At 71.5% G+C, this 25710-nt stretch carries 23 protein-coding genes and 1 pseudogene; 8 read left to right on the top strand and 16 right to left on the bottom strand.

All coding sequences use genetic code 11. From position 1 onward, the window contains the following. Positions 1-30: 30 nt before the first annotated feature. From I2W78_RS23745 to I2W78_RS23735, 3 genes are read right to left on the bottom strand one after another with little or no spacing between them, the layout of a single operon-like run. The gene (locus I2W78_RS23745) at positions 31-1209 is read right to left on the bottom strand and encodes a dipeptidase (protein ID WP_196462293.1); all 1179 of its coding nucleotides are present in this window, start codon (positions 1207-1209) and stop codon (positions 31-33) included. A gap of 23 nt (positions 1210-1232) precedes the next feature. Next, positions 1233-1757 (bottom strand): 5-(carboxyamino)imidazole ribonucleotide mutase, encoded by a 525-nt coding sequence (gene purE, locus I2W78_RS23740; protein WP_196462292.1) that lies wholly within the window; start codon positions 1755-1757, stop codon positions 1233-1235. Beyond that, on the bottom strand, positions 1754-2893 hold the full coding sequence (locus I2W78_RS23735; RefSeq protein WP_196462291.1) for a 5-(carboxyamino)imidazole ribonucleotide synthase: 1140 nt from the start codon (positions 2891-2893) through the stop codon (positions 1754-1756). The genes purE and I2W78_RS23735 overlap by 4 nt, the downstream gene beginning before the upstream one ends. 141 nt (positions 2894-3034) lie before the next feature. Here I2W78_RS23735 and I2W78_RS23730 point away from each other — a divergent pair, with 141 nt between their 5' ends. After that, the gene (locus I2W78_RS23730; protein ID WP_196462290.1) at positions 3035-3538 is read left to right on the top strand and encodes a GtrA family protein; all 504 of its coding nucleotides are present in this window, start codon (positions 3035-3037) and stop codon (positions 3536-3538) included. A 13-nt stretch (positions 3539-3551) separates the two neighbouring features. Here I2W78_RS23730 and I2W78_RS23725 read toward each other — a convergent pair whose 3' ends face one another. Then, the gene (locus I2W78_RS23725; protein ID WP_196462289.1) at positions 3552-4820 is read right to left on the bottom strand and encodes an ATP-binding protein; all 1269 of its coding nucleotides are present in this window, start codon (positions 4818-4820) and stop codon (positions 3552-3554) included. A gap of 53 nt (positions 4821-4873) precedes the next feature. Then, positions 4874-5551 carry a response regulator transcription factor gene (locus tag I2W78_RS23720; RefSeq protein ID WP_196462288.1) on the bottom strand — a complete coding sequence of 226 codons (678 nt, stop codon included), beginning with the start codon at positions 5549-5551 and terminating at the stop codon, positions 4874-4876. 399 nt (positions 5552-5950) lie between these two features. Here I2W78_RS23720 and I2W78_RS23715 point away from each other — a divergent pair, with 399 nt between their 5' ends. Further along, entirely contained in the window at positions 5951-7462 is a 1512-nt protein-coding gene (locus tag I2W78_RS23715; protein ID WP_196462287.1) for a peptide MFS transporter, read from the top strand. 101 nt (positions 7463-7563) lie between these two features. Here the strand turns inward: I2W78_RS23715 and I2W78_RS23710 are convergent, their stop codons facing one another. The 6 genes and pseudogenes from I2W78_RS23710 to I2W78_RS23685 form a co-directional block, all read right to left on the bottom strand. Continuing rightward, entirely contained in the window at positions 7564-8829 is a 1266-nt protein-coding gene (locus I2W78_RS23710; protein WP_196464691.1) for a hypothetical protein, read from the bottom strand. Between the two features lie 38 nt (positions 8830-8867). Continuing rightward, positions 8868-9914 (bottom strand): hypothetical protein, encoded by a 1047-nt coding sequence (locus I2W78_RS23705; protein WP_196462286.1) that lies wholly within the window; start codon positions 9912-9914, stop codon positions 8868-8870. A gap of 2 nt (positions 9915-9916) precedes the next feature. Next, positions 9917-10771, bottom strand: a complete 855-nt coding sequence (locus I2W78_RS23700; RefSeq protein ID WP_196462285.1) for a COG1470 family protein — start codon at positions 10769-10771, stop codon at positions 9917-9919. Positions 10772-10831: 60 nt separating this feature from the next. Continuing rightward, complete coding sequence (locus tag I2W78_RS23695) at positions 10832-11515, bottom strand: LPXTG cell wall anchor domain-containing protein (RefSeq protein WP_196462284.1); 684 nt, start codon at positions 11513-11515, stop codon at positions 10832-10834. A 218-nt stretch (positions 11516-11733) separates the two neighbouring features. Next, positions 11734-12269: pseudogene (locus I2W78_RS23690) on the bottom strand (ATP-binding protein). A 214-nt stretch (positions 12270-12483) separates the two neighbouring features. Continuing rightward, positions 12484-12867, bottom strand: coding sequence for an STAS domain-containing protein (locus I2W78_RS23685; protein WP_196462283.1), 384 nt, complete (start codon positions 12865-12867; stop codon positions 12484-12486). Positions 12868-13118: 251 nt separating this feature from the next. On the opposite strand from I2W78_RS23685, the gene I2W78_RS23680 reads away from it, so the two are divergent. The 4 genes from I2W78_RS23680 (at position 13119) to I2W78_RS23665 (ending at position 17644) form a co-directional block, all read left to right on the top strand. Further along, the gene (locus tag I2W78_RS23680; protein WP_230885563.1) at positions 13119-14057 is read left to right on the top strand and encodes an RNA polymerase sigma factor SigF; all 939 of its coding nucleotides are present in this window, start codon (positions 13119-13121) and stop codon (positions 14055-14057) included. Between the two features lie 400 nt (positions 14058-14457). Then, positions 14458-15696 (top strand): argininosuccinate synthase-related protein, encoded by a 1239-nt coding sequence (locus tag I2W78_RS23675; protein WP_307783763.1) that lies wholly within the window; start codon positions 14458-14460, stop codon positions 15694-15696. A 174-nt stretch (positions 15697-15870) separates the two neighbouring features. Next, positions 15871-16599 carry a 2OG-Fe dioxygenase family protein gene (locus I2W78_RS23670; protein WP_196462280.1) on the top strand — a complete coding sequence of 243 codons (729 nt, stop codon included), beginning with the start codon at positions 15871-15873 and terminating at the stop codon, positions 16597-16599. Positions 16600-16663: 64 nt separating this feature from the next. Beyond that, entirely contained in the window at positions 16664-17644 is a 981-nt protein-coding gene (locus tag I2W78_RS23665) for a DMT family transporter (RefSeq protein ID WP_196462279.1), read from the top strand. A gap of 120 nt (positions 17645-17764) precedes the next feature. Here I2W78_RS23665 and I2W78_RS23660 read toward each other — a convergent pair whose 3' ends face one another. Then, positions 17765-18754, bottom strand: coding sequence for a helix-turn-helix transcriptional regulator (locus I2W78_RS23660; protein WP_196462278.1), 990 nt, complete (start codon positions 18752-18754; stop codon positions 17765-17767). 267 nt (positions 18755-19021) lie between these two features. Here I2W78_RS23660 and I2W78_RS23655 point away from each other — a divergent pair, with 267 nt between their 5' ends. Both I2W78_RS23655 and I2W78_RS23650 read left to right on the top strand, forming a co-directional pair. Continuing rightward, positions 19022-19237: a hypothetical protein gene (locus I2W78_RS23655; protein ID WP_196462277.1), complete on the top strand. Its 216-nt coding sequence runs from the start codon at positions 19022-19024 to the stop codon at positions 19235-19237. 5 nt (positions 19238-19242) lie between these two features. Further along, entirely contained in the window at positions 19243-20190 is a 948-nt protein-coding gene (locus I2W78_RS23650; protein WP_196462276.1) for a hypothetical protein, read from the top strand. Positions 20191-20238: 48 nt separating this feature from the next. On the opposite strand, the gene hutI is transcribed toward I2W78_RS23650, so the two are convergent. Genes hutI through hutU form a run of 4 tightly spaced genes read right to left on the bottom strand, consistent with a single transcriptional unit; the run spans position 20239 to position 25656 of the window. Next, positions 20239-21411 carry an imidazolonepropionase gene (gene hutI / locus I2W78_RS23645; protein WP_230885562.1) on the bottom strand — a complete coding sequence of 391 codons (1173 nt, stop codon included), beginning with the start codon at positions 21409-21411 and terminating at the stop codon, positions 20239-20241. A gap of 35 nt (positions 21412-21446) precedes the next feature. Continuing rightward, entirely contained in the window at positions 21447-22781 is a 1335-nt protein-coding gene (locus I2W78_RS23640) for a formimidoylglutamate deiminase (RefSeq protein WP_196462275.1), read from the bottom strand. After that, on the bottom strand, positions 22778-23995 hold the full coding sequence (locus I2W78_RS23635; RefSeq protein ID WP_196462274.1) for an allantoate amidohydrolase: 1218 nt from the start codon (positions 23993-23995) through the stop codon (positions 22778-22780). The genes I2W78_RS23640 and I2W78_RS23635 overlap by 4 nt, the downstream gene beginning before the upstream one ends. Continuing rightward, a complete protein-coding gene (hutU, locus tag I2W78_RS23630; protein ID WP_196462273.1) occupies positions 23992-25656 on the bottom strand; it encodes a urocanate hydratase in 1665 nt (554 codons plus the stop codon). The genes I2W78_RS23635 and hutU overlap by 4 nt, the downstream gene beginning before the upstream one ends. Between the last annotated feature and the right edge of the window lie 54 nt (positions 25657-25710).

The raw sequence follows: 25710 nt of genomic DNA, 5'->3' as shown, positions 1-25710 counted from the left end.
CGGGGGCTGTTCAGGCCGAGCCCTGGACGGTCACCCGTCGAGCGACTCGATGGTGGCGTTGGACGGGGCGCGCGTCGCCTGGAGGTCGCGGGCCACGTCCTCCGCCGCGCCCAGCACGCGCACCGCGTTCTGCCAGGTCAGCTTGGCCAGGTCGGACTTGGACCAGCCGCGGTCCAGGAGTTCCGCGATCAGGTTCGGGTAGCCGGAGACGTCGTTCAGGCCCTCGGGGGTGAACGCGGTGCCGTCGTAGTCGCCGCCGATGCCCAGGTGGTCGATGCCGGCCACCTCGCGCATGTGGTCGAGGTGGTCGGCGACGGTCGCCACGGTCGCGAGCGGGCGCGGTTTGCGCTCCTCGAAGGCCCGGTGCACCTTCATCGCCTCGGCGGTGGTGTCGAGGTGGTGGAAGCCGTGCGCCCGCATGTTGTCGTCCGCCTCGGCCGTCCAGTCGACGGCGGCCTGGAGCACGAACTTCGGGACGAAGGTCACCATCGCGATGCCTCCGTTGGCGGGAAGGCGTTCCAGGACGTCGTCGGGGATGTTGCGGGGGTGGTCGCAGACCGCGCGGGCGGAGGAGTGCGAGAAGATCACCGGCGCGGAGGTGGTGTCCAGCGCGTCCCGCATGGTCGTGGCGGCCACGTGCGAGAGATCCACCAGCATGCCCTCGCGGTTCATCTCCCGCACCACCGCACGGCCGAAGGCCGACAGGCCGCCGACGCCGGGCTCGTCCGTGGCGGAGTCCGCCCAGGCCACGTTGTCGTTGTGGGTGAGGGTCATGTACCGAACGCCGAGCGCGTACAACGCCCTCAGCGTGGCGAGGGAGTTGGCGATGGAGTGGCCGCCCTCGGCGCCCATCAGGGAGGCGATACGGCCTTCAGCGCGCGCCGCCTCCATGTCGGCGGCCGTCAGAGCGGGCGCCAGATCGTCGGGGTACCGGGCGAGCAACTGCCGTACACAGTCGATCTGTTCCAGCGTCGCGGGCACCGCGTCGGGCAGGTCCGCGCGGACGTACACCGACCAGTACTGGGCACCGACCCCGCCCTCGCGCAGCCGGGGCAGGTCGGTGTGCAGGTGGGCGCCCTGGGGGGCGGCGATGTCGCGGGCGTCGAGGTCGTAGCGGACCTGCTCGCGCAGCGCCCAGGGCAGGTCGTTGTGCCCGTCGACCACCGGGAACTCGCGCAGCAGCTCCCGGGCCTCGTCCAGTGTCGTCATCGCCGTCCCCCAGTCTCGTGCCGTCACTTGCCGAAGCCGAAGCCGTTGCCCGCGCCCTCGACCTTGGCGCGCAGCCGCTTGCCCTTCTCGGTGGCCTGGTCGTTCAGCTCCTGCTGGAAGTCCCGCATCCGGCCGAGGAGTTCCTCGTCGTGGGCGGCGAGGATACGGGCCGCGAGCAGTCCGGCGTTGCGGGCACCGGCGACGGAGACCGTGGCGACCGGCACACCGGCCGGCATCTGCACGATGGACAGCAGGCTGTCCATGCCGTCCAGGTACTTCAGCGGCACGGGCACGCCGATCACCGGCAGCGGGGTCACGGACGCGAGCATGCCGGGCAGATGGGCGGCGCCGCCCGCCCCGGCGATGATCACCTTGAGTCCCCGGTCCGCGGCCTGCTCGCCGTACGTGACCATCTCGCGCGGCATACGGTGCGCGGAGACGACGTCGACCTCGTAGGCGATCTCGAACTCGTCGAGCGCCTGTGCGGCGGCCTCCATGACGGGCCAGTCGGAGTCCGACCCCATGACGATGCCAACAACGGGGCTCATTCGGTGATCGTGCCTCTCAGGTAGCCGGCAGCGTGACGGGCGCGGTCCAGCACGTCGTCGAGGTCGTCGCCGTAGGTGTTGACGTGGCCGACCTTGCGGCCGGGCTTCACGTCCTTGCCGTACATGTGGATCTTCAGCTGGGGGTCGCGGGCCATGCAGTGCAGGTACGCGGAGTACATGTCGGGGTAGTCGCCGCCGAGGACGTTGACCATCACCGTCCACTTCGCGCGCGGGCGCGGATCGCCGAGGGGGAGGTCCAGGACCGCCCGGACGTGGTTGGCGAACTGGGAGGTGATCGCGCCGTCCTGGGTCCAGTGGCCCGAGTTGTGCGGGCGCATCGCCAGCTCGTTGACGAGGATGCGGCCGTCGCGGGTCTGGAACAGCTCGACGGCGAGGTGGCCTACGACGCCGAGTTCCTTGGCGATGCTCAGCGCCATCTCCTCGGCCCTGAGGGCGAGGGACTCGTCCAGGTCGGGTGCGGGCGCGATGACGGTGTCGCAGACGCCGTCGACCTGCTGGGACTCGACCACCGGGTACGCCACGGCCTGGCCGTGCGGGGAGCGGACGACGTTCGCCGCGAGCTCCCGTACGAAGTCGACCTTCTCCTCGGCGAGGACGGGGACGCCGGCGCGGAACGGTGCGGCGGCCTCCTCGACCGAGTCCACGACCCACACGCCCTTGCCGTCGTAGCCACCGCGGACGGTCTTGAGAACGACGGGGAAGCCGTCGCCCTCGGCCGCGAACGCGGCGACGTCCTGCGGGTCGCTCACGATGCGGTGCCTCGGGCACGGCACGCCGATCGCGTCGAGCTTCGCGCGCATGACGCCCTTGTCCTGGGCGTGCTGAAGCGCGTCGGGTCCCGGGCGTACGGGGATGCCGTCCGCCTCCAGGGCCCGTAGGTGCTCGGTGGGTACGTGCTCGTGATCGAAGGTGATCACGTCACAGCCGCGTGCGAAGGCGCGCAGCGTGTCCAGGTCGCGATAGTCGCCGATCACGACATCGCTGACCACCTGCGCCGCGGAATCCTGCGGGGTGTCACTGAGGAGCTTGAACCTGATGCCCAACGGGATGCCCGCCTCGTGCGTCATACGCGCGAGCTGACCCCCGCCGACCATGCCGACTACCGGGAACGTCACGCCCCCAGGGTATCGGCCACGCGAGGTCGGCCGGTTTCCACCTCATTCGACGGCCGTGACGTCATACACAGGCGATCACAGAAGTGCGGTGGTTAGCATGGCCGGGTTGACGACACCGACCGACTGGGGGCCTGTACGACCATGGGACGTGGTTCCTCAGGGCTGGGCAGGCTCGTGCGGGAAGCAGCCAGGTTCGGGGCGGTGGGCGGAGCGGGTCTCCTCGTCAACCTTCTCGTGTTCAACCTGGTACGGCATGTGACCGACCTCCAGGTGGTGCGCGCCAGCGTGATCGCGACGGTCGTGGCGATCGCCTTCAACTACCTGGGCTTCCGCTACTTCACCTACCGTGACCGCGACAAGAGCGGCCGGACGAAGGAGCTGACGCTGTTCCTGCTGTTCAGCGCGGTCGGCCTGGTGATCGAGAACGGTGTGCTGTACGCGGCGACGTACGGGTTCGGCTGGGACAGCCCGCTGCAGAGCAACTTCTTCAAGTTCCTCGGCATCGGTGTCGCGACGCTGTTCCGGTTCTGGTCCTACCGCACCTGGGTGTTCCGGGCGCTGCCCGCCCGGGAGGCCGTGGCGAGCGCGGAATCGTTCCTGGAGGCCTCGGAGCCGGTACGGCCGCCGCAGCGGGCCCGGGTCTGACTCCGAGGGAGTCCTACCGGACCGTGCGCTCCTCCTGCGAGGACTTCTGCACCGGCGTGCGCGACAGGAACAGCCCGAAGACCGGCGGTTTGGCCTGGAGCATCTCCAGGCGGCCCCCGTCGGCCTCCGCCAGGTCGCGGGCGACGGCCAGGCCGATGCCGGTGGAGTTGCGGCCGCTGATCGCGCGCTCGAAGATGCGGGCGCCGAGGTCGGCCGGGACGCCGGGGCCCTCGTCGGTGACCTCGATGACGGCCTGGTTGCCGGTGACGCGGGTGCGCAGGGCTACCGTGCCGCCGCCGTGCATGAGGGAGTTCTCGATCAGGGCCGCCAGCACCTGGGCGACCGCGCCCGGTGTGCCCACCGCCTCCAGATGCCGTTTGCCGGAGCTGACGATGGCGCGGCCGACGCCGCGGTAGGCCGGGCGCCACTCGGCGAGCTGCTGCTGGATCACCTCGTCGAGGTCGAAGGTGACCGCGGAGCCGGTGCGTGGGTCGCGGCTGTTGGTCAGCAGCCGTTCGACGACGTCCGTGAGGCGTTCCACCTGCCCGAGCGCGATGGCCGCCTCCTCCTTCACGGTGGCCGGGTCGTCGGTGAGGGTGATCTCCTCCAGCCGCATGGACAGCGCGGTGAGCGGGGTGCGCAGCTGGTGGGAGGCGTCGGCGGCGAGGCGGCGCTCGGCGGTGAGCATGCGGGCGATGCGTTCGGCGGAGGCGTCCAGGACGTCGGCGACGCGGTCCAGCTCGGGGACGCCGTACCGCTTGCGGCGGGGCCGTGGGTCGCCGGAGCCGAGGCGTTCGGCGGTCTCGGCGAGGTCGGTGAGCGGTGAGGCGAGGCGGTTGGCCTGCCGCAGGGCGAGCAGCACCGCGGCGACGACCGCCATCAGCGCCACCGCCCCGATGATCAGCAGCGTCCGGCCGACCTCCCGGGTCACCGCGGAGCGCGGCTCCTGGACGGTGACCGTCTCGCCCTGCTCGCCCCGCCGGGTCGACTCGATGACGTCACCGGTCGGCTTCTCGCCGATCTCGATCGGCGGGCGGCCGGGCATGTGCACCACGGCGTAGCGGTCGTCGCCGACCTGGTCGACGAGGATCTCGGGGGTGATGTGCTCGTCGCCGAGGATCCGGCTGTCGACGATGCCGGCCAGCCGTACCGCCTCGGACTCCACCCGTTCCTGGGCGCTGGTGCTGATCGTCTTGGTCTCGACGATGACGAGGGAGACGCCGAAGACGGCGATCACGACGAGCACCACGGCGAGCGTGGACTGGATCAGTCGGCGGCGCATGTCCTCTTACCCGTGTATTACCCGCGTCTCACCCGGCGGGGCGTGGCGCGGTGCTAGCTCTTCTCGAAGCGGAAGCCCACGCCGCGCACCGTCGCGATGTACCGGGGGTTCGCCGCGTCGTCGCCCAGCTTCTTGCGCAGCCAGGAGATGTGCATGTCGAGGGTCTTGGTGGACGACCACCAGGTGGTGTCCCAGACCTCGCGCATCAGCTGGTCGCGGGTGACGACCCGCCCGGCGTCGCGCACCAGGACCCGCAGCAGGTCGAACTCCTTGGCGGTGAGCTGGAGCTCCTCGTCGCCCATCCAGGCGCGGTGCGACTCGACGTCGATCCGCACCCCGTGCGTGGCGGGCGGCTGCTGGGGCTCGGCGGCACCGCGCCGCAGCAGGGCCCGGACCCGGGCGAGCAGCTCGGCGAGCCGGAACGGCTTGGTGACGTAGTCGTCGGCGCCGGCGTCGAGACCGACGACGGTGTCCACCTCGTCGGCGCGCGCGGTCAGGATGAGGATGGGCACGGTGTGGCCTTCGGCGCGCAGTCGGCGGGCCACCTCCAGGCCGTCCATACCGGGCAGCCCGAGGTCCAGCACGACCAGGTCGACGCCGCCCTGGATGCCCGCGTCGAGCGCGGCGGGGCCGTCCTCACGCACCTCGACCTCGTAGCCCTCCCGGCGCAGTGCGCGCGCCAGCGGCTCCGAGATGGAGGCGTCGTCCTCGGCGAGCAGTACACGGGTCATGAGGTGATGGTAGTCCGCCTGTGGCCAGAGCCGGGGGGCTATGGGAAGGCCGGGATTCTTACCCTGGAGTGCGATGGTACGAACCTGGGTACATGGCGTGGGATTCTCGTAAGGACCTTGGAAAGGGCGACTGCGGTTCCCGCGACACCTGTGATCCCGATCTCAAGTCCTTCCTTTTCCGGCAGTGTCCTGCCGTATGGTGATTGGACGCCTGTAGCAACCAAGGGGACCTTTGGCAGACGTCTTGACGCCGAAGGTCGCTTTTGTGTGCGGGCCGGCTCCGGCCGGCCTTGAAGGAATGACCTCTGGCCGGGCCGCGCGACCGATCCGCCGGCGCCGGCCGTCCCCCACCGGGCGCGCATCGCTGTTTGAGCGCGTCCCGACCAGCAAGGATCGACCATGGCGTCCAGCCTGACGAAGGACTCGGCCTCCCCGGGCACCCCCGGTTCCGAGAAGACCTTCTTCGGCCACCCCCGCGGTATGGCCACGCTCTTCATGACGGAGATGTGGGAGCGCTTCTCCTGGTACGGAATGCGCGGCATCCTCGTCCTCTACCTGATCGCGGGTGTCCTCGACGGTCCCCTGGCGGGCCGGGAAGCCCTGGCCGCCTCGATCTACGGCGTGTACAACGCGGTCGTGTACATGGCCGCCATGCCCGGTGGCTGGGTCGCGGACCGCCTCTGGGGTGCCCGCAAGGCCGTGCTGGTCGGCGGCATCGTCATCGCTCTCGGTCACTTCACGCTGGCGATCCCCGCCGACGTGGCCTTCTTCTGCGGTCTCGGCCTGATCGCGATCGGCACCGGTCTGCTGAAGCCGAACATCTCCGCGATGGTCGGCGGCCTCTACGAGGGCCAGCCCAGCGCCCGCCGCGACGCCGGTTTCACGCTGTTCTACATGGCGATCAACATCGGCGGCATGGCCGCCCCGCTGGTCGTCGGCTACCTCGGCGAGAACGTCGACTGGCACCTCGGCTTCGGTGTCGCCGGTGTCGGTATGACCCTGGCCGTCATCCAGTACGTCCTCGGCGGCCGTCACCTCGGTGACATCGGCAAGGAGCCCGGCACCCCGGCCTCCCCGGAGGAGAAGCGCGCCGCGCTGCGCAAGGTCGCGCTCTGGGGTGGCATCGCCGTCGTCGCGCTGGTCGCGGACATCGCGCTGGGGACGTACGACATAGAGCACATCGTCAACGTGCTCGCGGTCCTCGGCATCGTCGTCCCGATCGTCTACTTCGTGACGATGTACCGGAACCCGGCCCTGAGCAGCGCGGACAAGCCGAAGATCCAGGCCTTCGCCTGGTTCTTCGCCACGGCCGTGCTGTTCTGGATGATCTACGACCAGTCCGGTTCGCTGCTGACGATCTTCGCGGACACCAAGACCGACCGCATGATCGGCGGCTGGGAGTTCCCGGCATCCTGGTACCAGTCCGTGAACCCGGCCATGGTCATCGTGCTCGCCCCGATCTTCGCCGCGGTGTGGGTGAAGCTGGCCCAGCGCAACCGTGAGCCCAGCACGCCCATGAAGTTCGCCCTGGCGATGCTCCTCATCGGTGGCTCGTTCGGCATCATGGGCCTGGCCGGCGCCGCCGCCGCGAACAGCGACACGGGCAAGGTCACCGTCTTCTGGCTGCTGAGCGTCTACCTGGTGCAGACCCTCGGCGAGATGTGCCTGTCGCCGGTGGGGCTGTCCCTGTCGACGAAGCTGGCGCCGAAGCAGTTCGTGGGCCAGATCATGGGTCTGTGGTTCCTGGCCACCGCGACGGGCAACGCCCTCAACGGCTGGACCACCAAGTTGAACGCTCCGCTGGGTGACGCCGTCTACTACACGATGTGGGCGATCATCGCCGTCGCGGCCGGGCTCGCCTTCATGGTGGCGGGGCGGAAGATTCGGGCCCTCATGGGCGACGTGAAGTAGCGCCGGCTCGAGTCGACGGGGCCGCTGGAATCCGGGTGGGTTTCAGCGGCCCCGTCGGTTTTGCCACCGTGCGCGGTTCTCCGCGCCCCTAGAGGCGTTGCTCAGCGCGTCCTTCGTTTTGGCATGAACGTGAACACCGCGCCGCCCAGCAGGACCGCCGTGCCTGCCACCAGGCCCAGGGCCTTCAGGGTGCTCTGGTCGTCGGCGCCGGTTTCGGCGAGGCCGCCGTCCGGGGTCGTGCCGCCGGATGACGAGCCGCCCGCCGAGCCGCCGCCCGAGGACGAGCCTCCTGACGCTCCGCCCTCCTGTTCCGTGGTGTCCAAGGTCAGCGAGACCTCGGTCTTCGCCGGCGTGCAGGTCGTCGTCGTGCCCAGGGCCTCGATCGTCAGCACGCCCGGCGACAGGGTGGACTCACCGCTCGCGCCCGGCTTGTAGGTGCCGGTCAGGTCGGGGATCTCGATCGGGTCGCCCGCCTTGATGGCCTCGGCGTTGGTGGGGCCCTCGACATGGACCGTGCCGGTGTCGGCGCCGCCGAGCACCACCTCCATCGACGGCTTGACCGAGTCCTTCGGGATCTCGGCGGGACTGTCCATCACCGACTTCTTGAACTGCACGGTGAGATCGAAACTCCCGCCGTTCCTACGGGCGTTGATCTGCACCGGCGAGGTGGCGTTCTTGTCCCCGATCGGCGTCTTGCACTCGTAGGGGACCTGGACCTCGTTGCCGGTGAAGTCGGTCTGGCCACTCGCCGTGGGGGCGGGGCTGGTGCCCGTCGGCGTGGTCGTCGGTGTGGTCGTCGGCGGCGTCGTCGGGGTCGGGGACCCGGTCCCCGTGGGAGTGGGGCTGCCCGTACCAGAACCCCCGTCCCCCGGCGTGACATTGATCGTCGCCGCCGACTTCACCGCTTCCTGCGGAGTGCACTTCGTATCCGTCGACATGGCGTTGATGGCGTACGCGTCGGGTGTGAGCGTCACCGCGCCGGGTGCCGTCAGTTTCAGGGTGCCTTTCATGGCGGACAGCACCATGGCGGCGCCCTTGGGAATCGGCGGATTCTCCCTCGGCCCCTGCATCGCGATGTCCGCGACCTGGGCGCCGGCCGCCTTCAGAGTGCCGCTCGGCTGGACCGAGTTGGCGGGCAGATCGACGATGTCGGGGTTCTTCGAGGCGGCCTGCACGAACGTCCAGACCACCTCCACCTCGTCGCCCACCTTCGCGGTCGCCGGCGCGCTGATGTCCACCGTCGTGGTGCCCTGCACCGGCGGCAGCCCGGAGATGGCGGGTGGGATGCACTCGGTCTTGTACGACACCTCGGCGGCCTGCGCGGGCACCGCGGCCAGGCCGAGCAGCATCCCGGCGCCGCCCACCAGCATCGCGAGGCCGGCCGGTGTGACTCTCCTTCGCGTTCTCACGTGGGTCCCTTTCTGAGCGGAGTCGTACGACTCGGCGGGCTGTCGTCGTGCGGTGCGGAGAGCCGACCGGCCGTGCCCGGATCGGCGTCCGGGGTGAACCACGGCAGGGTCGAGTTCGAGGGGGCGGGGTCAGGCTGACGAGGGGTCATACGGCGGACGGCGAGACGTCGGTGGCGGACGCCGCCCGGCCGGGGTGGTCGTACCCGGTCCACCACGGCCATCCCGGCACGGAACACGGCCGCCGGCACCACCAGGCACACCAGGACCCAGAACAGCGTCACGCCCCAGGGCCGCCCCACGGCCCACGGCTGCTCGGCGAGGACCTTCCCGCCGTACTTCAGCGAGACGGTGTAGTCCCCGTGCGCTCCCGCCGCCAGCTCGGCGGGCAGCCGGATCTGCGCCTTGCGGCCCGGTTCGATCGTGCCGCGCCACTGCCGTTCCTCCCACTCGGGCGCGAACACGCCGTGCGAGGTGCCGATCTGGAAGACGGGGTTTTTGACCGCCGAGGTGCCGACGTTGCCGACGGTGAAGACGAGGGTGCGGGCGGGGGGTGCGCCGAACCAGGTCAGCAGGCCGCTGGAGCCGTCCAGCCGGGTGTCGTTGAGCACCGAAAGACGTCCCCCGGCCGGTTCGGCGGGCAGCGGTTCGACGGCGTGCCCGGCGACCTGGAAGACCGCGTCGGCCTGCGCCTTCGGGCCGGTGACGGAGGCGACGTGCACGACACACGGGCACGGCACGGGCGGCTCGGCAACCGGCAGTTCCTTACGGAAGCGGCCCTCGGCGTCGGCGGTGACGGCCCGGCCGTCCGCGTTGGCGCAGGAGTTGGTGCCACCGATCACGCCCCGGGACGGCACGGACTGCCCACAGATCAGGATCATCAGCAGCGTCCGCTCCCGCCACCCGCTCCCGCTCACGGTGACCGAACCGCCGGTACCCGCCTGTGCCGTGGACAACTTCACGCTCGGCCCGTCCACGGCGACGGCGGGCAGGGGCACGACGAGGAGCAGCAGCAGCGCCGCGAACACCGAGACCGGAAACCGCATCCTCACCTCGCCGCTCCCGTCAACTCAACCTGCTCCCGCGCGGGTTCAGGCGCGGGTTCGGGGGTCGTACGGCGCCTTCGCCGTCGAACGACCGCCAGAGCCGCCGTGCCGACGACCAGGGTGCCGCCCGCCGCCGCCCCGACCCACGGCACGAATCGCGCCGACGCCCGCGCGGTGTCCCGCGCCCCGCCCGCCGCCGTCACCGTCAGCCGTACGTCGACCGCGTCCAGCGCGGGCCGGTCCGGCCAGGGTTCGGTGAGGTGGAGGCGGCGGCCCGGGGGGAGTTCGACGGGGAGGGTGCGCGGGGCGCGGTCGAGGAGGGTGCCGAAGACGCCGTCGACGTGCACGGCGAGGGTGGGGACGAGGTCGGTGGTACCCCGGTTGACAAGGTCGTACGTGATGCGGTCACCGCGCACCGCGACCCGCTCGACGGTGAGGGCGGACAGCTCGGGTCCGCCGATCCGGAGCAGCAGGGGTACGGCCTCGGACCTGCCGTCGCCGTCGCGTACGACGACCGTTCCCCGGCGGTCGCCGGGCGTGGCCCGGTCGGGCACGGTCACAGTGAACGGGATGTCGGCGCGGGTGCGGGCCGGGACGCGTATCTCGGCGTCGGCGAACGTGACCGGAACGCCGGTGCCGGTCAGCCGGACGGTGAGCGGGTGCCGTGTGCGATTGGTCACGGAGACCGTGTCCCGCAGGGCTGTGCCGGGCGCGCCCTCGGCGTAGAAGGAGGGCCGGCCGCCTCCGGCCGGCGCGACGGACCAGCCCTCGCCCGCCGCGGTCGCCGCCGGGGCGGCGCACAGCAGGGCGAGGAAGCAGAGGCACACGGCGTGGGCGGCGCGGGTGGGATACGACATCGGCGGCTCCAGCGGTCGTACTCCGGGGTGGTCGGCGGCGAACCGTCTGCTTGCGGCGGCTCAGCGGCGTACCCGCACCGGCTGGTTCCGGCGCGTCAGCCACAGGGCGCCCGCCGCACCCGCCAGCAGGATCGTTCCGCCGAGCGTGCCGAGGGCGATCGCGGAGTCCTCGGGGCCGGTCTGCGGGAGCTGCCCGCCGGAGTCGCCGCCACCCTGGGGCGCTCCCCCGCCGGCCGACGCGGTGACGTCGAGCGTGAGGGACGGCCCGGGGTCGTTGCTCGGGGTGCAGGTCGTCGTCGTACCGAGGGCCTTGATGGTGAGGATGCCCGCTGTGAAGGTGACCTTGCCGGTCTTCTTCGGGGTGTAGGTGCCCGACAGGTCGTTGATCTTGATGGGCGTGTTGGCGGGGATCGCGGCCTGGTTGGCGGGCCCGGAGACGCTCATCGTGCCGCTGTCGGCGCCGCCCAGCTGGATCGTGGCGCTCGGGTTCATCGCGCCCTTGCCGAGTTCGACCGGGCTGGAGGAGACGCCCTTCTGCCAGGACATCGTGATCTTGTAGCCGGAGCCGCTCCGGACGCCCTTGATGTCGATCGGAGAGACGGCACTCTTGTCGCCGATCGGCGTCTTGCACTGGTAGTTGACGTCGACGACCTCGGCGTGGGCTGCGGGAGCGGCCATCAGTACGGCCGCGCCGGCCAGGGCGGCGGCCGACGTGAGCGCGACGGTTCGCTTCTGGTACGACACGGTCCCCTCATTCCTGACGGCATATCAGATCGGGCCGTCAAGGTACGCCCGGGGGATGAGGAAGGAAGACGCGGGGCGTGTTGGAAGTGTGGGGATGTGAAACGCCCCACAGGGGCGCGGGGAACTGCGCGACCAGCCACGAACAACCCGCGGCCGACGAACAACCCGCGGCCGACGAACAACCCGCAGCCGAGGAACCACACAAGGCCGCGCGGCGCTTACGCGGGCGCCCCCAACTCCGCCCACACCGTCTTACCGGCGACACCAGGGGTCCGTACAACCCCCCAATCCAGACAAAGCCGCTGGACGATGAACATCCCATGCCCCCGGGCCGCCCGGCCCGATGCGGCGTCCGCGGCGCCGGCTGTCCCGCCCCCCGGTCGGAGACCTCGATCCGGATCACCTTGTTGTCGCAGGCGATGAACATCTCGTCCGGCCCCTCCGCGTGGAGACACGCGTTGGTGACCAACTCGGACACCACGAGCAGCACATCCTCCGCCGCGGCCCGCTGGTCCGCGGTCGCGGCGGGCAGCCAGCCCCACGCGTACAGCGCCTGACGGGCGAAGTCGCGGGCCAGCGGCACGACACCGCTCTCGCCGTCGAAGGCCAGCCTGCGGACCTGACGCGCCCTCGACGACACGGCTGCGTCCCCTTCGGGCGCCCCGGTCCCTGGAACGCCCCCCTCGGACGCCCCGGAAGCGCCGCCGGGCTCCGGGCCGCGGTCGCCCGGCGAGTAGGGCCGGGTGGTGCTCATCAGCGCTTCACCTCACCGATTCACCAGTTCACGATTCAAGAGTTCAGTTACGAATAGGTCGGTGCTCGGTACTCAGTGTCCGTGCGCCCAGTGCTGCGCGTCCGCGCGCTCGTCACGATTGCCGCCGACATGTTCAGGATGTCTCCTGCCCGACCGATCCAGGGGAACACCCCCCACTTCGGGACGGCCCGGCACTTCGGACACCCGGGGGCGCTCAGTCGGCCTCGTCCTCGCCGGACAGGGCGGCCTCGACCGTGTCGTGCACGGTGAAGACCGCCTCAGCCCCTGTGATTTCGAACACACGAGCCACCACGGGCTGCATCCCGGCCAGATGCACTCCGCCCCCGGCGTCCTCCGCCTTCAGGCGGGCGCCGAGCAGCACGTTGAGTCCCGTGGAGTCGCAGAATTCCAGCCGTGAGCAGTCCACGACCAGACGGCTGAAACCTTTGGCGAGGCATTCGTCGAGTGGTTCGCGCAACAGATCGGCGGTGTGGTGATCCAGCTCACCCGCCGGAGTCACGACGGCGCTGGAGCCCGCTTCCCGCACCTCCACCAGAAGCCGGCCCGACTGTGCGCTGCCGACCGTCCCGTGGTCCATGCCGTCTCTCTCTCCCGAGGTCGTGGCTGCTGACTGTCGCCCTCGAACACTACGCCTTCCCTACACCCTTCGACAGCCGAACATCCGCCCAGAAACGGACATATACCCACAGAACGCACTTGCGGTGGGCTTGCGAAAGCGGGTAGGGCTAGTAGAGACACGTAACCAACACGGCCGGCTTTGGAGGCGCCGCACACCGCAGTGCACGTACTGGCTTCGGCAGCCATATGCCGAGAACGATGGAGGACATCATGTCACCCCGGCTCGACGCATCGCATACCCGGACGGCGACGTCGACACCCCCTTCGGAACATCTGGATCCCATCGCGCAGGACAGCGAGACGTTCGCGGCCCACCAGGACGACCTCGGCGTCCAGGACGACGTACTGGCCGGACTTCCGGAGATCCCCCCGTACGACGAGGTCGGTCCCGTCGATGCGCGGGCCCTGTCCAAGACCCTCTTCGAGCGGCTGGAATCGCTCGAGGAAGGCACGCACGAATACTCCTACGTGCGCAACACGCTCGTCGAACTCAACCTCGCCCTGGTCAAGTTCGCCGCCTCCCGCTTCCGCTCCCGCAGCGAGCCGATGGAGGACATCATCCAGGTCGGCACCATCGGCCTTATCAAGGCGATCGACCGTTTCGAACTCAGCCGTGGCGTCGAGTTCCCCACGTTCGCCATGCCAACCATCATCGGCGAGATCAAGCGTTTCTTCCGTGACACCTCGTGGTCCGTGCGCGTCCCGCGCCGGCTGCAGGAGCTCCGGCTCGACCTGGCCAAGGCCGGCGACGAGCTGGCCCAGAAGTTCGACCGCGCACCCACGGTGGCGGAACTGGCGGAGCGGCTCGGGCTGTCCCACGACGAGGTCGTCGAGGGCATGGCCGCGTCCAATGCCTACACGGCCTCCTCGCTGGACGCGCAGCCCGAGGAGGACGACAGCGAGGGCGCCCTCGCGGACCGGATCGGCTACGAGGACCACGGGCTCGAAGGCATCGAGTACGTCGAGTCCCTCAAGCCCCTGATCGCCGAACTCCCGCACCGGGACCGGAAGATCCTCTCCCTGCGTTTCGTCGCCAACATGACCCAGTCGGAGATCGGCGAGGAGCTGGGTATCTCGCAGATGCATGTGTCGCGGCTGTTGTCGCGGACGTTGGGGCGACTGCGGAAGGCGCTGACGGTCGAGGAGTGAGCGGGGCTCCTCGGTAACGAGTTCCTTCATCACGGCTCGTCACGACTCATCACGGCTTTCTGTCCGGCGCCCTTGGGGGTGCCGGACAGTCGTGCTTGTGGGGGGGTGGACGGCCGGGCTTGTGAGGGTGCCGGACGGCCGTGCTTGTGAGGGTGCTGGACGGCCGGGCTTGTGAGGGTGCTGGACGGCCGGGCTTGGGGGCGGCGCCCGGCGGGGTGCCGGGCAGTCGGGCTTGGGGGCCGGGTGCGGCGCCCGGCGGGGTGGCGGACAGTCGGGCTTGCGGGGGTTGCCGGGCAGTCGGGCTTGGGGGTGGGGTGCGGTGCGGCCGGGTCCGGACATGGCCGGGCGCGGACGGGGGGAATCGTTGCCCGCGGGCCGGGCGGGGCGGAAATCTCGTGGCGTGACCACAACTGACGCTGTCAAAACCGCCGTGCCCCCGCTCGTCCGCTCCTTCGCCCAACTCTCCGGCCTGGACCCGGACCGCCCCGTCGTGACCCTGTTCAGCGGCGGGCTGGACAGCTCGTATCTGCTGCTCCGGCTGCGCCGGATGGGGCTGCGTGAGGTGCACGCCGTGAGCGTGGACATCGGCGAGGACGAGTCCGGCCCCTACAAACGCCGGGTGGCGCAGGCACTGGGCGCGCGGATCCATCTGCTGGACCGGCGGGCCGAGTTCGCCGACCGTTTCGTCGCCCCCGCCATCGCCGCGCAGGCCGTCTACCTCGGCATCCACCCGGTGAGCTCCACCCTCAGCCGCCCGCTCATCGCGCAGTCGGCCGTGGAACTGGCCCGCTCCCTGGGCGCCCAGGCCGTACTGCACACCGCCAACCGCTCGCAGAACACCCTGCGCCGGCTCAACGGAGCGCTGCGGCTGCTCGGTTACGAGGGCGCCTACGGCAGCCCGTACGACCTGGACCCGGTCACCCGCGACGACAAACTCGCCGCGCTGCGCGCCGCCGGGGTGGACCTGCTGGCCGGGCGGATCGTGAGCGGCGACTCCAACCTGTGGTGCCGTGAGTTCGAGTCCGGGATCCTCGACGATCCCGAACTGCACGAGGTGCCCGAGGAGATGTACGCCTGGAGCCGGCCCACCGTCGCGCCGGACGACTCCGAGCTGCTGACCCTCACCGTCGAGCGGGGCCGCCCGGTCGCGCTGGACGGCGAACCGCTGCCGCTGACCGAGCTGATCGAGCGGCTCAACCGGCGCGTCGGTGCGTACGGCCTGGGCCGCTACTCCGGTCTGGAGCACCTGGACCACGGTGAGAAGGTCCTGGAAATCCGCGAGATGCCGGCCGCCTGGCTGCTGCTGAGCAGCTACCGGCACATCGAGTCCGCCTGCCTGGACGCCGAACTGATCAGGGAGAAGCGGCACCTGGAGCAGGTGTGGGTACGGGAGGCGCTGGAGGGGCGCTGGTTCGGCGAACTGCGGCTCGCCGTCCAGTCGTTCGTCGACTCCTGTGCGCTGCGCACCAGCGGCAGCGTCACCTGGCGGCTGCGCGCCGGGGGCGCCGACACCCGCTCCATCACCGCCGGCCGGCCGCTGTATCTGCGGGCGCGCGAGGAGTGGGAGGACGAGGCAATCGCGGCCGAGTCCGCACCCTTCGCGCACCGCGCCGAGCCACTGCTCACGGCGGCTGCCTGAGCCCCCTTTCAACAGCGGCTCACGAATCCCTTCACCGACTCATGGGCCCCTTCACTGACACATGGGTCCCGACACCGACTTACGGATCCCTTCACCGACTCACGGGTCCCATCACCGACTCATGGGTCCCGACGCCGTCTTACGGATCCCTTCACCGACTTACGGAGTTCCCTCATGACCACCGCTCTCGCGCACCCCGCCGCCACCGACGCCGTCGCCGCCCTGTCGGGTCCCGGTGGGCATCTGATGCCGTCCGCCGCGCTGTCCTCGCTGGTCGGTGTGGACGCCGGTGACTGGGCACGGTTCGCCGCGCACTGGGACGAGCTGACGCTGGACACCCACATGGCCGACGGCGGCACCTACCGCTTCCGCCGCTACGGCCAGTTCGACCTGGACCCGGCCGCCGGTGAGCTGACGCTGCTGCCGCACGCGCCGTACCGCCAGGAGATGGACATCAACCCGCTCAACGGCGGCGTCGAACGAGTCTTCGACCCGCTGACGGAGTCGTTCACCGCGGACCCGCTGCTGCGGTCCGTGCTGGTGGCGCTCGGCCGGATCTTCACCGAGGTCGACGGCACCCCGCGGTGGAACGTCAAGCTCCACCCGTACCGGATCAGCGCGTCCACCGAGCAGGAGGGCCAGCCCGCGCCCGAGGGCCGTCACCGGGACGGGGTCACCTTCATCACCTCGCTGCTGATCGACCGGGTGAACGTCAGCGGCGGTGAGAGCGGGGTGTACGCCGACTCCGACGAGCATCTGCTGACCACCACCCTGTCCGAGCCGGGTGACCTGCTGCTGGGCGACGACCGCCGGACGCTGCACTCGGTGACGCCGGTACGACCGGTGGACGCGGCCCGGCCCGCACACCGTGACGTGCTGGTGATCGCGTACACCGCGCGCTGAGCACTAGCGTTCACCCTCGTGTCCGTATTCATATTCATAGGTTCGTATTCATAAAGGAGCGCCGATGAGCGTCACCGCGGCCGGGCGTGGCCGACTGACCGATCTTCCCGTCCTGCTGGTCGCGGTGGTGTGGGGCTCCAGCTACCTGGCCGCCAAGGGAGTCACCACGGCACAGACGGTGCTGGCTGTGCTGGTGCTGCGGTTCGCCGTGGTGCTCCCGGTGCTGGTGGTGGCCGGGTGGCGGCGGCTGCGGGCGCTGAGCGCCGCCCAGGTGCGGGGCGCGGGGCTGCTGGGGCTGATCCTCGCCGGGATCTTCCTGCTGGAGACGTACGGCGTGGTGCACACGTCGGCGACCAACGCCGGGCTGATCATCAGCCTGACGATGGTGTTCACGCCGTTGGCGGAGAGCAGAGTGCGGGGCACCCGGTTGCCGAGGTCCTTCATGGCGGCCGCGGGGCTGTCGGTCCTGGGAGTGGCCCTGCTGACGCAGGGGGCCGGGTTCACGGCGCCGTCCGGGGGCGATCTGCTGATGCTGGGGGCCGCCGTTGCCCGTACCGTGCATGTGCTCGCGATGTCCCGGATGAAGTCGGTGCGCGACGCGGACGCGCTGTCGCTGACCACGGTCCAACTGGGCAGCGCGGTGGTGGTGTTCGCCGCGCTGTCGACGCTGCCCGGAACCGGCGCGTCGCCGTGGGCGGCCGCGGCCGCCTTCGGGGCCTGGGACTGGCTGGGGCTGCTGTATCTGTCGGTGTTCTGCACGCTGTTCGCCTTCTTCGTGCAGATGTGGGCGGTGCGGCGGACGTCGCCGTCGCGGGTCAGCCTGCTGCTGGGGACGGAGCCGGTGTGGGCGGCGGCGGTGGGCATCGCCCTGGCCGGCGACCGTCCCGGGTGGCTCGGTCTCGTGGGGGCGGTGCTGGTGCTGGTGGGGACCGGATGGGGCCGCGCTGTGGCGGACCGGCGGCGGGACGGGGACGCGGCACGAACGAGTCCGCCTCCCGCTGACACGTCCCCGATCCCGGAACCCGCAGCACGCCCCGGCGGCTGAGCCGACCGGCGTTTCGGGAGGGCAGCCGGTGGGCGGGGTGGGGCGGATGTCCCGGTCGGGCTGTCGGAGGGTCGGGGCGGACGGTCCTGGTGGCTTGTCGGTCGGGATGGGCGGCTGGGGTCAGCTGTCCAGCCAGCCCAGGCGTACCGCGCTGGCTCCCGCCTGGAAGCGGCTTGCCGCGCCCAGGCGTTCGGTGAGTTCGGAGACGAGGCGGCGGACCGTGCGTTCGGAGACGCCGAGCTTGCGTGCCATCGCCTCGTCGGTGAGGCCGCCCGCGAGCATCCGCAGCACCTCGCGGTGCCGACCCTCCGGGCGCCACTCCCCGTCCGGCCCGGCCGGCACGTCGCTCAGCGCGTTCGCCGCCTCCCAGCAGTGCTCGAAGATCTCCCGGAACACCCCGACCAACGTCTCGCCCCGCAGAATCACCGCCGCGATCCCGTCCTCGCCCGCCGGCGGCGCCGGCACGATCGCCGTCGAGCGGTCCACCACGATCAGCCGCAGCGGCAAGGTGTGCGCGGTGCGCACCTGCGCCCCCGCCGCACTCAGCCGCCGCAGATACGACGCCATGTGCGGCACGGCCGCCGCCGCTCCGAGGTGAACCGTCCGAACCCGCACCCCACGCCCCAGCGCCGCCAGGTCCCGTTCCAGGCCCGCCTCCACCATCTCGGCGGGCAGCGCGCGCCCCGGGTGCAGCGACAGCACCTCCTCCTCGACGCGCCGCGCCACGTTCTCCAGCGCTGCCGAGACGTTCGCGGCGCCGGTCACCACCTCCATCCGTACGGAGAGCAGCTCACGCGCGTGCACCGGCTGGAAGTCGGCAAGGATCCGGGTGAACGCCGACCGCGTCTGCTGTACGGAGTGCAGCAGGGCGGCGGTGTTGCGCTCCTCCTCGGTGAGCAGGTTGCGCAGCGCGGTGTCGGGCGACAGCGCCGTCCAGCCGTTGCGGTTGTCCGGCGCGGGCACGAACAGCCGTAGCCGACTGAGGAGTTGGAGCGCCTCGGCGAACTCGGTGTCGCTCCAGCCGTACTGCCCCGTCACGGTCTCCCGGCGCCAGGTCGCGTCGTCGAGCGCGACGCGGTACAGCTCCTGGGCACGCTCTCTCACATCCACGGAGTCCCCCCGATCCATGTGCCCCGGCGCCCGCTCCCCCGTCGACCGCCGAACGGATCTTAGGAAGGCGCCCCTGACCTGGCCAGACGCGGTCCGCCATACGGACGCGGCAGCCGTGCCGAAGCAGAGGCGGAGGGCGACGGTGCCGAGGGGCGCGACGCGTCCGGGCCTGGCCATGACCGGTCCCGGAACCCCCTCAGGCGTAGCCGACGGTGATCGGCCCGGCACATCCTGAACGCACCGCACGCCGACAACCTGGAGGTTTCCGTGCCCACCGTTTCCGTGCCCACCGTTTCCGTGCCCACCGTCCTCCGTACCCGTACGGCCCGTACGGCCCGTACCGCTCGTACCGCTCGTACCGCTCTTCGCGCAGTCCTGCCCGCCGCCCTCGCCGCCCTCGTGCTCGGCGCGGCGGCTGTGGGCGCGCCGGAGGCCGGTGTGGTCGTCGCGGCCGGCTCGTCCGACTCCCTCATCTGGGGCTGACCGTCGTGCCTGCACCGGTCGTCGCCGTCGTCGCCCCCCTGACCGGACCGCACACCCCCTCGGGGGCGGTGCTGCTCGCCGAGGTGGAGCGGATCCGCACCACTGCCCCGGGGACGGCCACCTGGCAGGTGCACCATGAGGCCGAGGGCGTCGGAGAGGCGGTCGCCGACGGCGCGTACGCGGCGGTCATCGGGCACGCCGACCCACTCGTCGCCGAGGCAGCCACCGTGGCCTACGAGCGGGCGCACCTGGCCTGCCTGCTGCCGTTCGTCCGGGGCCGCGCGCCCGCGGTGAGCTGGGCGGCGGACGGCACACGCCTCGCCCGTACCCTCGCCGAGAGCGCGGCGGCGCTGGGAGCGGCGTCGCTCACGGTGGCGTACGAGGAGAGCACCACGACAGACGAGGCGGGCGGCGCGCCGCCGGCCGAGGAGGTCGTCGCCCGCGCGCGGGAGGGCGGGATGACGGCGTGCACCGCGTCGGCGGCCGACGCCCCGAGCAGCGACGCGCTCGTCCTGCTCGCCCCACAGGACCGGCTGCCGTCGCTGCTGCGGTCGGTGGGCCACGGCCGGTACCGGGCCGTGCTCGTCGTCGCGGACTGCGGGATGCCGTCGTTCACCGCGCTGACGGACGCGGCACGGGGGCTGCCCGTGTGGGCCGTGCACGCGGAGCTGTGCCGGGTCCGCCGGGCCCGGGTGGCCATCACCGCGCTGAACGACGCCCTGACCGGCCAACCGGCGCTGCGGGGGCCCCGGTTGGCCGCCGCCGTCATGGCGCGTTCGGCCCATCTGCTCGGCGCGGGTGGGGGTGTGCTGGGCGAGGGACTACGGGTGTCACGGCTGTCCGCGGTGTGCCCGGTCCGGACGGCCGTACCGGAACCGGAACCGGTGCCGGTACCGGAGCCGGGGCCAGAGCCGGAGCCGGAGCCGGTGTCTGCGGCGGCCCTGGTCGCCTGACATCTGATCGCCTGACAGCGGTGTCTCAGACGACCTGACAGCGGCTTCTCAGACGACCCGTGCGCCCCGCCGCCACACCTCGGTCACCAGCGGCACGCCCGGCCGGTAGGCGAGATGGACATGGCTGGGGGCGTCGAGGAGGGCCAGGTCGGCGTAGGCGCCGGGGCTCAGACGGCCGATGTCGTCGCGGCGCAGGGCGCGGGCGCCCCCCGCCGTGGCGGACCAGAGGGCCTCGTCGGGGGTCATGCGCATGTCCCGTACGGCGAGGGCGATGCAGAACGGGACGGACGACGTGAAGGACGAGCCCGGGTTGCAGTCCGTCGACAGGGCCACGGTGACGCCCGCGTCCAGCAGACGGCGGGCGTTCGGCCACTCGGCGCGGGTGGAGAACTCGGCGCCGGGGAGGAGGGTGGCGACCGTCCGGCTGTTGGCCAGGGCGTCGACGTCCTCGTCCGCGAGGTGGGTGCAGTGGTCGGCGGAGGCCGCGTCCAGTTCGACGGCGAGCTGTACTCCGGGCCCGTACGTCAGCTGGTTGGCGTGGACGCGGGGGTGCAGGCCCTTCGCCTTGCCGGCGGTGAGGATCGCGCGGGCCTGGTCGCCGTCGAAGGCGCCCTTCTCGCAGAAGACGTCGATCCAACGGGCGTACGGCGCGCAGGCGTCGAGCATCTCGCCGGTGACCAGGGCGACGTAGGCCGCCGGGTCCTCGGCGTAGTCGGGGGAGACGATGTGGGCGCCGAGGTAGGTGACCTCGTCGGTGTGGGCGGCGGCGATGCGCAGGGCGCGGGCCTCGTCCTCGACGGTGAGGCCGTAGCCGGACTTGGTTTCGAAGGTCGTGGTGCCCTGGCGGAGGGCTTCGGCGAGGTAGCGGGTGAGGTTGGCTTCGAGTTGGGCGTCCGTCGCGGCGCGGGTGGCGGCGACCGTGGTCCGGATGCCGCCCGCGTTGTAGGGGCGGCCGGACATACGGGCGTTGAACTCCTCGGTGCGGTCGCCCGCGAAGACGAGGTGGGAGTGGGAGTCCACGAAGCCCGGGATCACCGCACGGCCGCCGGCGTCGACCCGATTGTCAGTGGCGGGTGCTTTGCTTGATTCACCGGTCCACGCGACGCGGTCGCCGTCGATGACGACGGCCGCGTCCCGGACCAGGCCCAGGGGGGATCCGTCACCGAGGGAGGGGTCGTTGGTGACCAGCGTGGCGATGTTGGTGATGACGGTGCTGCTCATGATGTCCTCGCGAGTGGCCGGGCTGGGGGCGTTGGTCAGGCACGCAGGGCGTCGACGGCCCGCGCGAGTGCCTGCGGCACATCGGGTACGAGGGTGTGCGCCCCGTCGCGTACGACATGCCGCCCGCCGACGACCGTATGGCGTACGTCCGCTGCCGTCGCGGCGAATACGGCCGTCTCGGCGCCCAGCCTGGGCAGCGGCCCCGCTGTTCTGACCGAGTCGAGCGCGATCGTCGTGAAGTCGGCGAGCGCGCCGGGCTCCAGGCTGCCCGCGTCCGCCCAGCCGAGCGCGGCATGACCGTCCGCCGTGGCGGCCCGCAGCAGGGCGGCGGCCGTCCAGTGGCCGCGGGTGCGGGTGCGCAGCCGCTCGTTCAGCTCCATCGCGCGCGCCTCTTCGAGCAGGTCGATGACGGCGTGGCTGTCGGAGCCGAGGGAGAGGGGGGAGCCTTCGTTCTGGAGAGCGGCGGCGGGTCCGATGCCGTCGGCGAGGTCCCGCTCGGTCGTCGGGCACATGCAGGTGCCGGTGCCGCTGCCACCGATGAGGGACATGTCCTCGGCGGTGAGGTGGGTGTTGTGGACGCCGGTGGTGCGCGGTCCGAGCACGCCGTGCAGGGCGAGGAGCTGCGTCGGGGTGCAGCCGTGGACTTCCCGGCAGGCGTCGTTCTCGGCGGTCTGCTCCGACAGGTGCACATGCAGCGGGGCCCGCCGTTCCTCGGCCCACTGCGCCACGGTCGCCAACTGGTCTGCGGGCACGGCCCGTACGGAGTGGATCGCCGCCCCGATCCGTGCGTGATCCCGTTCCTTGAGAACTGAACAGCGTTCGGCCCATGCCTCAGCCGTCCGGTCGGAGAACCGCAGCTGGTGGGTGTTGGGCGGCTGTCCGAAGCCGGAGGAGAGGTAGCAGGTGTCGAGGAGGGTGATACGGATCCCGGCTTCGGCGGCGGCCGCGATGAGGGCCTCGCCCATGGCGTTGGGGTCGGCGTAGGGGGTGCCGCCGGGGGCGTGGTGGACGTAGTGGAACTCGCCGACGGCCGTGACGCCGGTGAGGGCCATCTCGGCGTAGACCGCCCTGGCCAGCGCGTGGTACCTGTCCGGGGTGAGCCGGTCGGCGGTCGCGTACATGACCTCGCGCCAGGTCCAGAAGGTGCCGGAGCCGACCTGGACGGTGCCGCGCAGGGCGCGGTGGAAGGCGTGGCTGTGGGCGTTGGCCAGGCCCGGGAGGGTGAGGCCGCGGAGGGGTTCGGCGCCCGGGGGCGGGGTGTCCGTGCCCTGGTGAACGGCGGTGATCCGGCCGTCCTCGACGTCGACGGCGACACCCGGCTCGACATGGGTGCCGAGCCAGGCGTGCTCCAGCCAGTACGTCCGTGTCACGTGCGGGCCAGCCCTTCCAGTACGTCGGCGAGTGCGGTGACTCCGGCCACGCAGTCGTCCTCGGCGGCGAACTCGGCCGGGGAGTGCGAGACGCCGGTGGGGTTGCGCACGAACAGCATGGCGGTCGGGATCGTCCCGGACAGGATTCCGGCGTCGTGTCCGGCGCCCGTACCCAGGACGGGGACCTTGAGGTCGGTGTCCTTCCCGAGGATGCGGGCCAGTTCGTCGCGCAGGGCGTGGTCGAACTCGACGACCGGCGTGAACGACTCCCGTACGACGTCCAGGTCGACGCCGTGCGCGTCGGCGTACTCGCGGGCCGCCTGCTGGATGCCGGTGACGACGGTGTCGAGAGTGTGCTGGTCGGCGGCGCGGGAGTCGAGCCAGCCGCGCACCAGGGAGGGGATGGCGTTGACGCCGTTGGGCTCGACGGCGATCTTGCCGAAGGTGGCGACGGCGTCCGCGAGCCGGGCCTCACGGCGGGCGGCGAGGACGGTCTCGGCGTACGACAGCATGGGGTCGCGCCGGTCGGCGAGCCGGGTCGTGCCGGCGTGGTTGGCCTCGCCCCGGAAGTCGAACCGCCACCGCCCGTGCGGCCAGATGGCGCTGGCGATGCCGACCTGGTCGCCGGACAGGTCGAGCGCGCGGCCCTGTTCGACGTGCAGTTCGACGAAGGCACCGATGCGGGCGAGCCGTTCGGGGTCGGGGCCGATGGCTTCGGGGTCGTACCCGGCAGCCTCCATGGCCTGCGGGAGCGTGATTCCGTCGCCGTCGGTCAGCCGGTGCGCCTGCTCGACGGTGAGCTGCCCTGCGGCGAGGCGCGACCCGACACAGGCGAGCCCGAAGCGGGCGCCCTCCTCGTCGCCGAAGTTGACGATGCCGAGGGGCTTGCCGAAGCGCACGTCGCGGCCGCGCAGTTCGTCGAGCGCGGCGAACGAGGACACGACCCCGAGGGGCCCGTCGAAGGCCCCACCATCGGGGACGGAGTCCAGATGCGACCCCGTGACGACGGCGTCCCCCTGGGCGGGATCGCCCAGCCAGGCCCACTGGTTGCCGTTGCGGTCGACCTCGTAGGCGAGCCCGCGTGCCTCGGCCTGCGCCCTGAACCAGTCCCGGCACTCGGCGTCGGCGCCGGTCCAGGCGTAGCGGCGGTAGCCGCCGGAGGCGGAGCTGCGGCCGATCGGCAGCAACTCCGCCCACATGCTGTGGAAGGTCACGCCTGGTCACCCTCACGCATCGGCACCCGCACGCCCCGCTCGGACGCCACCGACTGCGCGATGTCGTAGCCCGCGTCCACGTGCCGGATGACGCCCATCCCGGGGTCGTTGGTCAGCACCCGGCGGACCTTCTCCCCGGCCAGCGCCGTGCCGTCGGCCACGGTCACCTGGCCGGCGTGGATGGAGCGTCCCATGCCGACGCCGCCGCCATGGTGGATGGACACCCAGGAGGCGCCCGAGGCCACGTTCACCATGGCGTTCAGCAGCGGCCAGTCGGCGATCGCGTCGGAGCCGTCGAGCATGGCCTCGGTCTCCCGGTAGGGCGAGGCCACGGACCCGCTGTCGAGGTGGTCGCGCCCGATGACGATCGGCGCGGCCAGCTCCCCGCTCGCGACCATGTCGTTGAAGCGCTCACCGGCCTTGTCGCGCTCGCCGTACCCGAGCCAGCAGATCCGGGCGGGCAGGCCCTGGAAGTGCACCCGCTCCCCGGCCATGCGGATCCAGCGGGCGAGGGACTCGTTCTCGGGGAACAGGTCGAGGATGGCCTTGTCCGTCTTGGCGATGTCGGCGGGGTCGCCGGACAGGGCCGCCCAGCGGAAGGGGCCCTTGCCCTCGCAGAACAGCGGGCGGATGTAGGCGGGGACGAAGCCCGGGAAGGCGAACGCCCGGTCGTATCCGGCGAGTCGCGCCTCGCCGCGGATCGAGTTGCCGTAGTCGAAGACCTCGGCGCCGGCGTCCATGAAGCCCACCATCGCCTCGACATGCCGGGCCATCGACTCACGCGCCCGCGTGGTGAAGCCGGCCGGGTCCTTCGCCGCGTACGACGCCATCTCGTCGAAGTCGACGCCGAGCGGCAGGTAGGACAGCGGGTCGTGCGCCGAGGTCTGGTCGGTGACGATGTCGATGGGGGCGCCCATGGCGAGCAGCTGCGGCACGAGTTCGGCGGCGTTGCCGAGCACGCCGATGGACAGCGGGCGGCGCGCGTCGCGGGCCTCGGTGGCGAGCTGGAGGGCGTGGTCGAGGGAGTCGGCCTTGACGTCGAGGTAGCGGTGCTCGATACGGCGGTCGATGGCCCGCGGGTCGCAGTCGACGCAGATCGCCACACCGTCGTTCATGGTGACGGCGAGCGGCTGGGCGCCGCCCATCCCGCCGAGCCCGGCCGTCAGGGTGATCGTCCCGGCCAGCGAACCGCCGAACTTCTTCGCGGCGACGGCGGCGAAGGTCTCGTAGGTGCCCTGGAGGATGCCCTGGGTGCCGATGTAGATCCAGGAACCGGCGGTCATCTGCCCGTACATGGTCAGGCCGAGGGCCTCCAGGCGGCGGAACTCCTCCCAGTTGGCCCAGTCGCCGACGAGGTTGGAGTTGGCGATGAGCACCCGCGGCGCCCACTCGTGGGTCTGCATCACGCCGACCGGGCGGCCGGACTGGACGAGCATCGTCTCGTCCTGCTTCAGCCCCTTCAGGGTCCGCACCATGGCGTCGAAGGACCGCCAGTCCCGCGCCGCCTTGCCGGTGCCGCCGTAGACGACGAGCTTGTCGGGGTGCTCGGCGACCTCGGGGTCGAGGTTGTTCTGCAGCATCCGCAGGGCAGCCTCCTGCTGCCAGCCCAGGGCGCTCGGCTCTGTACCGCGCGGCGCTCGTACGGGGCGGGGTCCTGACATGGTCTGCCTCCCTGATGACTGCTCTCTCGGAGCTCGCTGCGGACTGTTGCTGCG

This window comes from Streptomyces spinoverrucosus (genome assembly GCF_015712165.1).
In the GTDB taxonomy this organism is placed as follows: domain Bacteria; phylum Actinomycetota; class Actinomycetes; order Streptomycetales; family Streptomycetaceae; genus Streptomyces; species Streptomyces spinoverrucosus_A.
Note: the sequence above shows the minus strand (reverse complement) of the source record. Positions and strands in the feature narration are given on the sequence as shown.

What these genes read in the sequence shown, in the direction of transcription:
- I2W78_RS23700 (WP_196462285.1), bottom strand. Translation starts at nt 10,771, where the DNA reads ATGTCGTATCCCACCCGCGCCGCCCACGCCGTGTGCCTCTGCTTCCTC.
- I2W78_RS23720 (WP_196462288.1), bottom strand. Translation starts at nt 5,551, where the DNA reads ATGACCCGTGTACTGCTCGCCGAGGACGACGCCTCCATCTCGGAGCCG.
- I2W78_RS23670 (WP_196462280.1), top strand. Translation starts at nt 15,871, where the DNA reads ATGACCACCGCTCTCGCGCACCCCGCCGCCACCGACGCCGTCGCCGCC.
- hutI (WP_230885562.1), bottom strand. Translation starts at nt 21,411, where the DNA reads ATGAGCAGCACCGTCATCACCAACATCGCCACGCTGGTCACCAACGAC.
- I2W78_RS23745 (WP_196462293.1), bottom strand. Translation starts at nt 1,209, where the DNA reads ATGACGACACTGGACGAGGCCCGGGAGCTGCTGCGCGAGTTCCCGGTG.
- I2W78_RS23685 (WP_196462283.1), bottom strand. Translation starts at nt 12,867, where the DNA reads ATGGACCACGGGACGGTCGGCAGCGCACAGTCGGGCCGGCTTCTGGTG.
- I2W78_RS23680 (WP_230885563.1), top strand. Translation starts at nt 13,119, where the DNA reads ATGTCACCCCGGCTCGACGCATCGCATACCCGGACGGCGACGTCGACA.
- hutU (WP_196462273.1), bottom strand. Translation starts at nt 25,656, where the DNA reads ATGTCAGGACCCCGCCCCGTACGAGCGCCGCGCGGTACAGAGCCGAGC.
- I2W78_RS23725 (WP_196462289.1), bottom strand. Translation starts at nt 4,820, where the DNA reads ATGCGCCGCCGACTGATCCAGTCCACGCTCGCCGTGGTGCTCGTCGTG.
- I2W78_RS23665 (WP_196462279.1), top strand. Translation starts at nt 16,664, where the DNA reads ATGAGCGTCACCGCGGCCGGGCGTGGCCGACTGACCGATCTTCCCGTC.
- I2W78_RS23705 (WP_196462286.1), bottom strand. Translation starts at nt 9,914, where the DNA reads ATGCGGTTTCCGGTCTCGGTGTTCGCGGCGCTGCTGCTGCTCCTCGTC.
- purE (WP_196462292.1), bottom strand. Translation starts at nt 1,757, where the DNA reads ATGAGCCCCGTTGTTGGCATCGTCATGGGGTCGGACTCCGACTGGCCC.
- I2W78_RS23715 (WP_196462287.1), top strand. Translation starts at nt 5,951, where the DNA reads ATGGCGTCCAGCCTGACGAAGGACTCGGCCTCCCCGGGCACCCCCGGT.
- I2W78_RS23730 (WP_196462290.1), top strand. Translation starts at nt 3,035, where the DNA reads ATGGGACGTGGTTCCTCAGGGCTGGGCAGGCTCGTGCGGGAAGCAGCC.